Source organism: Treponema primitia, assembly GCF_046533075.1.
Taxonomy (GTDB): domain Bacteria; phylum Spirochaetota; class Spirochaetia; order Treponematales; family Breznakiellaceae; genus Termitinema; species Termitinema primitia_B.
In genome coordinates, this window is record NZ_JAJQRB010000038.1 from 37581 (window position 1) to 49576 (window position 11996).

11 protein-coding genes are annotated in these 11996 nt (G+C 49.5%); 6 read left to right on the plus strand and 5 right to left on the minus strand.

Going from position 1 to position 11996, the window contains the following annotated elements; genetic code table 11:
- Positions 1-190: 190 nt before the first annotated feature.
- Positions 191-391 (plus strand): hypothetical protein, encoded by a 201-nt coding sequence (locus LQZ19_RS07190; protein WP_411046988.1) that lies wholly within the window; start codon positions 191-193, stop codon positions 389-391.
- Here LQZ19_RS07190 and LQZ19_RS07195 read toward each other — a convergent pair.
- Positions 388-1635 carry a D-alanyl-D-alanine carboxypeptidase family protein gene (locus LQZ19_RS07195; RefSeq protein WP_411046989.1) on the minus strand — a complete coding sequence of 416 codons (1248 nt, stop codon included), beginning with the start codon at positions 1633-1635 and terminating at the stop codon, positions 388-390. The two genes, LQZ19_RS07190 and LQZ19_RS07195, sit on opposite strands and share 4 nt — an antisense overlap.
- A gap of 137 nt (positions 1636-1772) precedes the next feature.
- On the opposite strand from LQZ19_RS07195, the gene LQZ19_RS07200 reads away from it, so the two are divergent.
- From LQZ19_RS07200 to LQZ19_RS07215, 4 genes are all read left to right on the plus strand, one after another.
- Complete coding sequence (locus tag LQZ19_RS07200) at positions 1773-2813, plus strand: ABC transporter substrate-binding protein (protein ID WP_411046990.1); 1041 nt, start codon at positions 1773-1775, stop codon at positions 2811-2813.
- An 80-nt stretch (positions 2814-2893) separates the two neighbouring features.
- Positions 2894-3982 carry an ABC transporter ATP-binding protein gene (locus LQZ19_RS07205; protein ID WP_411046991.1) on the plus strand — a complete coding sequence of 363 codons (1089 nt, stop codon included), beginning with the start codon at positions 2894-2896 and terminating at the stop codon, positions 3980-3982.
- Positions 3979-5691, plus strand: a complete 1713-nt coding sequence (locus tag LQZ19_RS07210; protein WP_411046992.1) for an ABC transporter permease — start codon at positions 3979-3981, stop codon at positions 5689-5691. The genes LQZ19_RS07205 and LQZ19_RS07210 overlap by 4 nt, the downstream gene beginning before the upstream one ends.
- Before the next feature lie 12 nt (positions 5692-5703).
- Positions 5704-6762 carry an ABC transporter ATP-binding protein gene (locus LQZ19_RS07215; protein WP_411046993.1) on the plus strand — a complete coding sequence of 353 codons (1059 nt, stop codon included), beginning with the start codon at positions 5704-5706 and terminating at the stop codon, positions 6760-6762.
- On the opposite strand, the gene asnS is transcribed toward LQZ19_RS07215, so the two are convergent.
- The 3 genes from asnS to LQZ19_RS07230 all read right to left on the minus strand — a co-directional run bounded on the left by asnS (position 6759) and on the right by LQZ19_RS07230 (position 10627).
- Complete coding sequence (gene asnS, locus LQZ19_RS07220) at positions 6759-8186, minus strand: asparagine--tRNA ligase (RefSeq protein WP_411046994.1); 1428 nt, start codon at positions 8184-8186, stop codon at positions 6759-6761. The two genes, LQZ19_RS07215 and asnS, sit on opposite strands and share 4 nt — an antisense overlap.
- A gap of 44 nt (positions 8187-8230) precedes the next feature.
- Complete coding sequence (locus tag LQZ19_RS07225; RefSeq protein ID WP_411046995.1) at positions 8231-9274, minus strand: STAS-like domain-containing protein; 1044 nt, start codon at positions 9272-9274, stop codon at positions 8231-8233.
- Positions 9275-10090: 816 nt separating this feature from the next.
- Positions 10091-10627 carry a CdiA C-terminal domain-containing protein gene (locus LQZ19_RS07230; RefSeq protein WP_411046996.1) on the minus strand — a complete coding sequence of 179 codons (537 nt, stop codon included), beginning with the start codon at positions 10625-10627 and terminating at the stop codon, positions 10091-10093.
- Between the two features lie 241 nt (positions 10628-10868).
- Here LQZ19_RS07230 and LQZ19_RS07235 point away from each other — a divergent pair, with 241 nt between their 5' ends.
- On the plus strand, positions 10869-11678 hold the full coding sequence (locus LQZ19_RS07235) for a TatD family hydrolase (RefSeq protein ID WP_411046997.1): 810 nt from the start codon (positions 10869-10871) through the stop codon (positions 11676-11678).
- A gap of 138 nt (positions 11679-11816) precedes the next feature.
- On the opposite strand, the gene LQZ19_RS07240 is transcribed toward LQZ19_RS07235, so the two are convergent.
- Positions 11817-11996: hypothetical protein (locus LQZ19_RS07240; RefSeq protein ID WP_411046998.1), on the minus strand; the 180-nt coding region annotated here is incomplete at its 5' end.

Here is an 11996-nt window from a genome sequence, read left to right on the forward strand (position 1 = left end):
CTCTCTGTCAAGATTTTTGTGTTTTTGTTTTTTCTAACCCTACGAAAATTACGAATAATTATTTAAGATAAATGTATCATACTATATTTGTCAAGAAAAAAAATTGATCTTTGCAACAATTCTTGCTTATTGACATTTACCCCCTATGACCCTTGCGGTTTTGCAGCGGGAGCGGTATACTATGAAAGATATGAATCCTACGGATAAGCCCAGTGGTGAAACGGCTATTCTTTCCGATAAATCCTCATTTAAGGAAGTGGTTAACGAGGCCTGTAATCGCCTCTGGGATAGAAGGGTACAGTACTCTATCCGGCGTATCCGGGAGATGGAGGACGCGCTCAAGACCTTGGAACTGGAACTGGATTTGATGATAAAAGACAGCGAATTCTAATCCGCTTTTTTAAAAAAGACACTCCGGAAAAACAACCGTACAGAATCCCAGCCGCGCTTAAAGATATTCCCCTGTTCTATTTCCCTTGGGCTAACCAGGGGGATGCGGCGGAGTTCACCCTTATCATCGCTTAAAATGAGGCTGCCCAAGGCGCTTCCCTTTGGAAGGGGCGCGATGAGGGGGTCCTCAAAGCGTACTTCCCAGCTGAGGTTTTCACCGCGGTCGATAAACGTGGTAAAGGGGATGGATTCCGCGGGGATCGGCGCTTCCCACTTGGATACGCCCTTCCATATCCGGGCGGGATTAATCTCCGGTTCCGGAGGATACAGGGTCTTAAAATGATCGAAACCCCAGCTTAGGAGCTTCCTCCCGTCGGCGTCCCGGATCCGGTCTCCGCCCCAAGAAGCGGGGGCGCCCAGGATTAGGGCGATAAACCGGGTTTCCAGCCGGGCGGCGGTAAGGGCGATGTTATAGCCTGCCTCGTCGATGTACCCGGTTTTAAGGCCGTCCACACCCTCAAAGTCGGTGAGCAGGTAATTGTGATTGTATTGACGCCAGGTACCTACCTGTCTCCGGTATTCGGGCGCCACATTGACGGCCCGGGGATAGGAAAATTCCAGGACCGAATGAAAATCCCGGAGGCTGTCCGGATGGAGGCTTATATACTCCCTGCAAAAGGATGCGAATTCCAGGGCGGTGGTCATATTGTCTTCGGAAATCCCCGAGGGTTCCACAAATCTGGTCCAGGTCAAACCCATTCTCCGGGCCTCAGCGTTCATGCGGTTTACAAAGTCCGGTACCGTGGGGCTGAAACGCAGGGCCACTGCCACGGCGGCGTCGTTTCCCGAGGGTATAGCCAGCCCCAGGAGCAGTTCCCGCAGGCTTACGATCTGCCCCTGGGCTAAGTGCATCAGGCTTGAGCGGGGGGGCTGATTCACCGCCCAGCTTTCGCTTGGAAGCTCCACAATTTCGTCCAGGGAAGCCCGGCCTGCGTCAACCTCCTGCAGGGCAATGTGGATGGTCATGAGTTTTGTCAGCGAGGCGGGAGGGATAGGCGTGTTTCCGTTCTTCGCGTACAGCACCGTTCCGGTGGCGGCGTCCATAAGTACCGCGGAAAGGGATACAATATCCGGCGCGTCCTGGGCTGGACTGGGCGGAACCATCTCTTCCGCTTCCAAAGAGGGTATAGAAGAGGAAAGCCCAAGGGTAAGTACTAATAAAAAAACAATACGAGGCAGAAACACTAGCAAATAGTATAACAAGGTTCATGAATAATACAAGAGGTTTGGAGAAAAAAAGGTGAAAATTACTGTGTTGCGCGTCCTTGACAGATCCCGGTATGTATATCATGCTTTTATTAATGTAATTTATGGAGGAATTTATGAAAATGACTAAAAGTACTGCGGTTGTGTCAGCTATACTGATTACCCTTGCGGCAATTTCGCTGATGAGCGCATGCAGCAAGAAAGCCGAAGTGGCCAGCGGCGGCGGCGCACAAGGCGTAAGCGGGAAACTCATCGTGTATACTTCAATGAAGGAATCGCTTATCAGCGACCTTAAGGCGGAGTTTGTCAAGCAGAATCCCGGGGTTGATATGGACTACCAGTCGGCCGGCGCCGGATCGCTTATGGCAAAGATCGCCGCCGAGCGTGAGAGTGGGCGCATAATGGCGGATATCATCTGGACCAGCGAGGTGCCGGATTTTTTCAAAATGAAAGCCGATGGTATTCTGATACAATACAAGCCTAAGGGGATTGATCAGATACTGAACCCGCTGGAGGGCGCCGAAGATTATTTTGTTCCCGCGCGTCTTGGTACCCTGGGTATTGTGTATAACACCACTCAGGTAACAAAGGCTCCCACCTCTTGGCGCGATCTCTTGGGCAGTGAATTTAAAGGCGCTTTTTCAATTGCCGACCCCGCGCTTTCAGGCACATCCTTTGTAAGCGTGGCTCTGTTAAAAGAAAAGTTCAGCGATAGTTTTTTCAGGGACATTCGCGCAAATGGCGCTACGATTGGCAAAGGTTCGGGGCAGGTAATTGACGATACCGCTTCGGGAGAACTTGCCGGTTGTTTAGGCGTTGATTACATTACCTTTGACAAGATTGATAAGGGGGCGACCCTTGCTATTGCATATCCTCCGGAGGTGCTGCTCATTCCAAGCCCGGTCGCTATTTTGAAAGACACCCAGTCCATTGCGGCGGCCCAGCAGTTTGTCGATTTTATGCTGACAAAAGAGGCTCAGCAGATTATTGCCAATAACGGCACCCTGCCCACCCGCCGGGATGTTACTGTTCCCAGCAAATATAATTTGCCGAAAGTGGATGATGCGGTGGCGAACAGTATCAAAATTGACTACATCTCGATGATGTCCGAACGTGAAGATCGTATTGCTTCATTCAAGGCTATTATGCAAAAATAATAATGATTGTGCCCGCAGGTTTGAAAAAACTGCTTTGAATCTGCGGGCGCTTCTCTTTTTATCAAAAAAACGGGGGTGTTATGGCTGAAATACGTTTTGAAGATCTATACAAATCTTACGGCAGTAATCATGTGTATACGGGCTTAAACCTGACAATCAATGACGGCGAATGTTTTACCCTCTTAGGCCCTTCCGGCTGCGGTAAAAGCGTGCTTTTGCGGATGATTGCCGGGTTTGAAATGCCGGAAAAGGGCAAAATATTTATTGGCGACAGGCTGGTATCCGACGGCGGGACGGGTGAGACCGTGCAGCCTAATCTGCGCGATTTAGGCGTTGTGTTTCAGGATTATGCGGTGTGGCCCCATATGTCGGTCTTTGATAATATTGCGTATCCCCTTAAAATAGCAAAGAAAACAACTGCGCTTATAAAAGAGAAGGTCATGCAGATAGTGGAATTGGTAAACCTCACGGGACTTGAACAGCGCATGCCTTCCCAACTGTCAGGCGGACAGCAGCAACGCGTTGCCCTGGGGCGGGCCCTGGTTGCCAATCCTTCGCTCATGCTCCTTGATGAACCGCTGAATAATCTTGATGCGAATCTGCGTGAAGAAATGCGGTTTGAAATAAAGGAACTGCAAAAAAAACTCAAAATTACGATTTTTTATGTTACCCATGATCAGGAAATTGCCCTTGCACTTTCGGACAGAATCGCTATTATGGATCACAAGGGCCATGTAATGCAGGTGGGTTCCCCTGCCGATGTTTTTGAAAACCCTGCGAATGATTTTGTGTTCAAATTTTTGGGCGTTTCAAATTTTCTGCCCGTTGAACAGAGCGGCGGCGAACTTATGGTGGGGGGGCAACCGTTCGTTACCAATAACAAACCGACAGCCCATGCGGAAAAGCTGATCGCCGCGTTCCGCCCCACGGATGTGAATATAAGCCGTACCGGAGCCGGCCTTAAAGGGAAGATAGTCCGGGCCAGCTTTTTAGGCGCCGATATGGATTATCTTGTCGATGTGGAGTCCCGGATTATCCGTACTCAGTTGAATACCCACAATGCGCTGCAGGAGAATTTGATTTTGAAAGAAGGTGATGAATGCGCCGTGAATTTAAACACCGTTACCTGGTTTGACGAGACAAAATTGCATACGGAGGGAGTTTCATGAGTACCATACAGCCGAATATGTTGAAAAAGCCGCCCATAGGAATAACCGAAATTATCCTTTTTTTCTCGATTTCGATACTGGTAGTTTTTGTTGCTTTTCCGGTGCTTTTAATTTTAGTTAATGCGTTTTTTGGCGGCGGAAGTTTTAACATAAAAGATATTATTAATGTTTTTTCCAATCCCGATACGTATCATGCGCTTGTGAATTCGCTTATCATAGCAAGTGGAACAACCCTATTCAGTACAATCATTGGTACCTTCTTTGCGTGGCTGGTTACCCGTACCGATTTGCCCTTCAAAAAGATAATGAAGGTTCTTTTTCTTGTACCCTTTATGTTCCCTTCCTTTATTGGGGCGTTGGCCTGGAAGATGCTTCTGAATCCGCGCTCCGGCTATATCAACCGCTTTTTTATGGACGTACTCAATTTCAGTGCGCCGATCTTTAATATTTACTCTTATCAGGGCATGTGGTTCGTGGAGAGTATGTATCTGTTCCCATTCGTGTTCATTCAGGTGTCCGGCGCGCTGGAACGGATGGACCCGACCCTTGAGGAGTCCGCGCGTATTTCAGGCGCCGGGCTTCTGACGATAACACGAAAGATTACCCTGCCCTTGGTGCGCCCTTCCATTTTGGCGGGGGCTCTCTTGGTAATGCTCTATTCCATGGCCCATTTCGGTACCGTTGCGGTTCTTGGGGTACAGCATGGCATCTACAATATCCCTACGATGATTTACGAGAAGATAAATTCAAGCGCCGGCAGTATGCAGTCCATCAGAACAGGGACGGTACTGGCATCGGTGCTGATAATTTCGGCGGCCTGTATTTTATGGCTGCAGAACAAGGTGCTTGGAAGCGGTAAGTATCAGATAATCGGCGGTAAGAGTTTCCGTCCAATGGAACTAAAACTGCGGGGGTTGCGCTATCCTCTCTTGATAATCTGTATTGTCTATATTTTGTTTACCATCGTACTGCCAACCGTAACAATTTTCCTGGTGGGCGGACTAAGAACTTACGGTCTGCCGTTTACCGCCGCAAATTTGAGTTTAGCCAATTATAAATATGTGCTTTTCGGCTGGCGCTTAACGAGGGATGCAATCCGTAATTCGGTGCTTTTAGGATTTTCTGCGGCGGTTATCACGATGTTTGCCGGAGTTATCATATCCTACGTGCTGGTAAAAATGAAAGTGCGCGGGAAGGGTATTTTGGAATTCCTCGGGGTGCTGCCCTTTTCGGTGCCCGGTTCTGTTATTGCCCTCGGCGTAATTTTGGCGTGGAGCGGTAAGTTCGGCGTCAACCTTTACAATACGGTCTGGATTATCCTTGTGGCCTATATAGCGCGCTACATGGCGTTTTCAATCAAGGCAAATTCCGCCGCCCTTGAGCAGATTCATGATTCGCTTACCGAGGCGGCCCGGGCCTGCGGCGCAACCATGGGACGGACTTTGCGTGATATTGTGCTGCCCTTAGCGCGGCCCGGAATGATTTCGGCATTTTTCCTGATATTCCTTCCGGCTCTGCGGGAGCTTACCGTATCTGTCATGCTCTACTCGCCTGCGACAAGGACCCTCGGGGTGGCAATTTACACCCTGAACGAAGACGGAGAAACGGTGTATTCCGCAGCCCTTGCGGGAATTGCGCTTATTATTATTGTGCTGGGGCAGACATTTATTAAGAAAGTCCTGGGCAGCGATCATCTATCTCAGGGCTAAAGGCGGTATGGTATGGGGTATGTACGACTGGTTGATGTTACAAAGAAATTCGGCGAAGTAACTGCCGTAAATAAATTGAACCTTGAACTTAACGAGGGGGAGTGCTTTTCCATGCTTGGCCCCTCAGGCTGCGGTAAAACTACTACCCTCAGAATGGTAGCCGGATTTGAGGATCTTGATGACGGCGAAATATATGTGGGGGATAAAATAATGAGTTCAAAGGCAAAGGGTTACTACCTGCCCCCGGAAAAACGAAACTTTGGCATGGTGTTCCAGGCCTTCGCTATTTGGCCCCATATGTCGGTTTTTGAAAATGTCGCCTTTCCCCTGCGTTTAAAAAGGCTTTCCTCCCAGGAAATCGAAAAACGTACAAAAGAGGCGCTTGTGCATACCAATCTCTGGGATGATGCAAAAAAAAGCCCGGTTGATCTTTCCGGCGGTGGGAAGCAGCGGGTTGCCCTTGCCCGGGCGATGGCGATTAATCCGGGGGTGTTGCTTTTAGACGAACCGCTTTCAAGCTTGGACCCCCATTTGCGGGAAGAAATGCGCTTTGAAATAAAAGACTTGCAGAAAGCCTACGGATTTACGGTTATCTATGTTACCCACGACCAGGCTGAGGCAATGGCCCTTTCGGATCGGATTTTGGTTATGAAGCTCGGTATTGTTCAGCAGATTGACACCCCGCTCAAGGTGTATAACGAACCTGCGAACAGGTTTGTATTCAGTTTTATCGGCCTTTCCAATTTTATCCAGGCCCATGTTACCGAAAGGGGCATAAAGGTAGGGGAGAGTGGGGACATTACTTTTAAATATTTACCCGATGTTTCCCTGGGAGGACAACGGGATCTGGTGTTGGCGAGCCGCCCGTCGGAGATCAATTTTGTTTCCCAAGGCGGTGTTCCGGGGCATGTTAAACGAAAAGCTTTTTTAGGCGAAATTGTTGATTACGCCATAGATGTAAGCGGCACTGAGGTACGGGTGCAGAAGGGCCGCAGGGCCGCAGGCCTGAATCCGGGTGATGATTGTCAGCTTGATTTCCTGCACCCTCACTGGTACGCGGAGAACGACTAAAACTCCGCCTGGCCTACGGCGCGGGGGTAGGGGATTACGTCGCGGATATTGGCCATACCGGTAACGTATTGGACGAGACGCTCAAAGCCCATACCGAAACCCGAGTGGGGGGCCGTACCGTAACGGCGGAGGTCCAGGTACCAACTGTAATCGGCGGTATCCATTCCCATCTCCCGTATTCTTTTTTCCAAGCGGTCCAGATTATCTTCCCGTTCCGACCCTCCGATGATCTCTCCCAGGCGGGGGACCAGGACGTCCATGGCCCGCACAGTTTTATTGTCATCGTTCATCTTCATGTAAAAGGCTTTAATCTCCTTGGGATAATCGGTGACGATCACCGGTCCTTTGACAATTTTTTCGGTGAGGAATTTTTCGTGTTCACTCTGGAGGTCACAGCCCCAGTAGGGTTTGAACTCGAACGCCGCATTTGATCCGGCCTTTTCCAGTTCCGCCATAGCATCGGTGTAGCTCATATGGGTGAACTTGGAATTGATGACCGATTTGAGGGTATCGATGATTCCCTTTTCGACATGGGCATCGAAAAAGGCAAGGTCTTCCGCACAGTCCGAGAGCACGGCGTTGAAGAGGTATTTGAGGAAGTCCTCCGCGAGGATCATATTGTCTTCCAGGTGGGCAAAGGCGGCTTCGGGCTCTATCATCCAGAATTCCGCCAAATGCCGGGTGGTGTTCGAGTTTTCCGCCCGGAAGGTGGGGCCGAAGGTATAGACCCGGGTCAGGGCGGTGGCATAGGTTTCCGCCTCCAACTGGCCCGAAACGGTGAGGTAACTCCGTTTGCCAAAAAAGTCCTTAGTATAGTCCGGGGCCTTGCCGGATTTGGCCAGGGCTTCCAGGTCCAGGGTGGTTACCTGGAACATGGCCCCCGCCCCTTCGGCGTCGCTGGCGGTGATGATAGGGGTTTGGATGTACTGGAAACCCCGTTCCTGAAAGAACTGGTGCACCGCAAAACCCAGACGGCTGCGCACCCGGGTTACTGCGCCAAAGGTATTGGTCCTGGCCCGGAGGTGGGCTATCTCCCGGAGAAATTCCAGGGAATGCCGCTTCTTTTGCAGGGGGTACGCGGCTATGTTTCCCGTACTTTCCGCCGGCGCGTCCCCGATGATACTCAGATCCGAAGCGGCCACTTCTACCGCCTGCCCCGAAGCCGGGGATGGGGCCAGCTTGCCCCGTATTTCCACCGAGGACCCGGTATTCACCGCCCCTAAGGCCGCTTCCAGCTCTTCCCCCAGGCTGCCGGCGCTGCCGCGGTCAAAGGTACACTGGATGCCGTTGAAGCCGGACCCGTCGTTCACTTCCACAAAGACCAGATTTTTCAGGTCCCGCTTTGTCCTGACCCAGCCCCGAACCGTCACATCCTGGGAAGCCGGGGGGGTCGCCAAAATTTCCTTGATAAGAAGGCTTGCCATGGGGGAGATTATATAGAAAAAAGAGGGGAGGGTGAAGGGCGGGTTTACCTGTCCTGTTCCGCTTTCCCGCCAACGTGCCGGATCATGTTCCTCACATTCTCGCTGCAATGTATCGGCGTTAAATGTACCGTGGGATGGGCATTGGCAAAGACCCGGAAGATTTCATCCGCAAAGCCCTGACCAATCATAGCTACCCCGGAAAAATCCAGAACTACTTCTAAAAAACGATCAAACCGGGTGATAAGCCGTTTGGCCTGGGAACGGGATATAAGAGATTCCCCTTCATACTGCATCAACTGTACCGGAATAGCGGTCTTGTGGAAGCCCGGCTGCTTATCGGGGTCGGTGTACTCATTGAATACATCGGCAATTTGCAGGGAAGTGTTTTTCGGTATACGCATAATTACTGCTGTTCCCTCAATATCGCGTCCCGGAAGATCATCGAAGAGCCAATCATCATCCGTGTGTCCCAAAAACGTCAGATTTCCCGAAAGAATGGCAAATTCATCAAAAACACGGGATGTAAAAAAGATACCTTCCCCGGAATGTTTCGATGGGTCCGATGTAAACTTGCCCTTTGCCAGTTCCAGAATGGAATGTTTCGGGTCTTCCAAGGCTAGATCATTTTTAATTTTGATAAAAATACCTATGCCATAATCCCGTATGGTAAATGCAATGTCCCGGGCACTGAGGTCCAGGGTTATGGTCAGCCTCTTTGATCCGGAATGTTCGATGGCATTGTTTACCATCTCGGTAAACCCATATTGACAGATTTGGCGGACATTCGGCGCAACGCCCTGCAAATGGGGGGAAATATCCTTCCGCCACAGAACATCCTCGTCAAGGGAATCATCCACGTCATAGGAGTATTCAAACACCGTATACACCAGTTGGTAGTTGGGATACCGGCCCTTCCGTTCTTTTTGAATGACCCCCTCATCAAGCAGGCTCTTGAGATACTTTGCCGCCGTAGGCTTGGAGAGGCCGAAGTGCTTCATCACCAGCGTAAGGATGTCATGCTGATGGACCGGAATATTTTCAATGATAAAATTATTTATCGCCGAAACGATTTCCTTGGTAAACTTCAATATGATTTCTCCTATGCCTAAGTATAGGATAATGCAAAATTTATCAGATGTAAAGTATAATATAAAGGTTTTCCGGGGTGGTTAATTTAAGGTTGGTACCGTGACATTTGACAAACCGGGGGAAATGTAGTAGTATTACAGATGCCACCGGAGGAGGCCTCCCACGCGCAAGCGTGTTCTTTTGTAGCCTCTTCCGCCGAACCCAGTTCCGCTTATGCGGGGCTGGGTGATTTTTTAGGTACCGATTAGAGCCCGCAATTCTTCATAGGTCCATGTATATAGCTCACCTGTATTTTCGAAATAACAAATAAAAGAGCCTGGATCAAGGCGGTTCTTTAGTTCCCCGGCTATTTTTGCCTTAACATTCCCGGTTGAGAGGTGGGAAAAGAGGCGTATAGATACCGAATGACCTTGTATGCCGGGACACCGCCGCATAAGGTATGCCCCTTGTCTATAACCTTTCTTAAACTCGGTTCCCAAGGTTTGGCGTGTACCGGATACGGCTTTTAACTCAACAATCTGGCTGCCTTCTCCAGGTACTTAGGGCGGAAAGCGGTAAAACGCTTTAGTCAAAAACGAAGATTTTTAACCGCTAAGGCGACGAAGGCGCAGAAGATATACATTCTTTTCCTTCCCTTTTTTCGCCTTTTTTGCCTTAGCGGTTAAATTTTTATAAAATTTCCTCAAATTTACGTAAATTTCCAACCAATTTGCCTTGACAAAATGCCTGGGCGGGGTTATTGTTTAAATCACTTACTGAACCGCTTTTTGCGGAAAATCGGTAGCTAACGGGGGGGCATTCCAGTGTCCCCCCGGTCATTTTTTAAACATATCAACTGTGTAATAATAAAATTTATTTGTTTTTTCCAGAAAAATATATATCATCCCGAAATACCCCCCATGATAGTTTTTATCATTTATTGTTGAGGTAAGCTTGTCTTTCACCATTTCAATAGTTATCTCCGGATTTTCAATTTTTAAGAACACATTATCACTTTGCTTTCTGGACTTTCTGAAGTTTTTTTCTATCCTGTCAATACTTCCTGTTATGGTTTTGAATTCCATAATAAAGCCATTGACTATAGCATCTGCCCTACTTACAGGTTGCCTTAGAGTATTTTTGGACGGTTCGGGTAACAAATAGACACTATTATCCATTCTGATAAGTAATTTTGCCTGAACAATTTCTTTTTCAAGGTCTGTTTTTTTCTCTTGTACAATTCTTGATTTTGCAATGTATAGATTTACCCCAAAGGACTTCCCATCATACTCTTGTACCCATTCTTCTTCCGGATAAAGTCTTTTTGCTAATCTTTCAGCTCTCACAGCGTTTAACCGTTGTTTTGAGACCATTCCATACCTACCTTCTACAGGTACTTAGGGCGGAAAGTGGTAAAACGCTTTAGTCAAAAACGAATAATTTTAACCGCCAAGGCGACGAAGGCGCAGAAGGAAAAGAAGATATACATTCTTTTCCTTCCCTTTTTTCGCCTTTTTTGCCTTAGTGGTCAAATTTTTCTTAAAAAATAGTAAATGTTTTTGCTCTGGATTATGATCCCTTCATTGTTTTTACTTTGCGTATTACACTCCTCCCATGGCTTTCGATGCCCATGCCCATCCCTTCGATCTCGCCGGGCGTTTCTCCGACGCTGAAAATGAACGCCGTAGTCTGGGAATTACCTGCGCTGCCAGCGCCTGGAACGGGGAACAGTTCGCGTACCACCGGGAGCTTGCCCGTGGCGCCCGTCAGGAAGGCGCCGCTCCTATGGCCCTCTGTTTTGCCGTACACCCCCAGTTACCCGCAGCCGGGAACAACGGTTCCTTCACACCGCTTTTGGATCTGCTGGGAACCTTGGCTGCGGGGGCCGCGCTGAACGCCATAGGGGAAACCGGCTTCGACCTCTACAGCGAGGCGTTCCGCGCCACCGAGGCGGTTCAGGATGAGCTTTTCGCGGCCCACCTGGAAACCGCCTTACGGTACGGGCTGCCCATGGTGCTCCACGTACGCCGGGCTATGCATAAGGTCTTTGCCCATACCGGCGCCTTGAAAAAGCTGCCCGCAGTGGTCTTCCACTCCTACTCAGGAACCCTGGGGGAGGGGGAGGCCCTACTACGCCGGGGGGTAAACGCCTATTTCTCCTTCGGCGCGCCTATCCTGCTGAACCATAAAGAGGCGATACGCTCCTGCGCCGCCCTGCCTCTGGACCATTTGCTCCTGGAAACCGACGCCCCCTACCAGCCCTTACGGGGCAAGGCGTTTTCGCGCTGGGCGGATCTGCCGGTTATACTGCGGGGCGCCGCGGGAATACGGAAAGAAGCGGACACACCGGGCGGCGATCCTGAGGAACTGGAAGCGGCGGCGGACAAGAATTTTTACCGGATATTTTTTCCCGGGGAAATATGACAGAACTTAGGTATGTGCAATATGACCGCGAAGGCGCAGAAGGCGAAGGGGAATGAGGAAGTTCCTCATTTTTCCTTCACCTTGACAAGTACCCATAAATCGGCAATCATATACCGGTGTGGCCCCCAAACGGCCCAATCAGACCTCCCTAGGGGGCCAAACGTATAAACCTACAAAAGGAGAAACCATGAAAAACCATGCCATGAAAAATGTCCTTGATAAGATAATGAATACAACAGTGTTATTACCCCCCCCCCCCCCCCCCCCCCCCCCGCTTAATATTTTTTTTTTTTCCCTCTTTTTTTTCTTTTCTTCTTT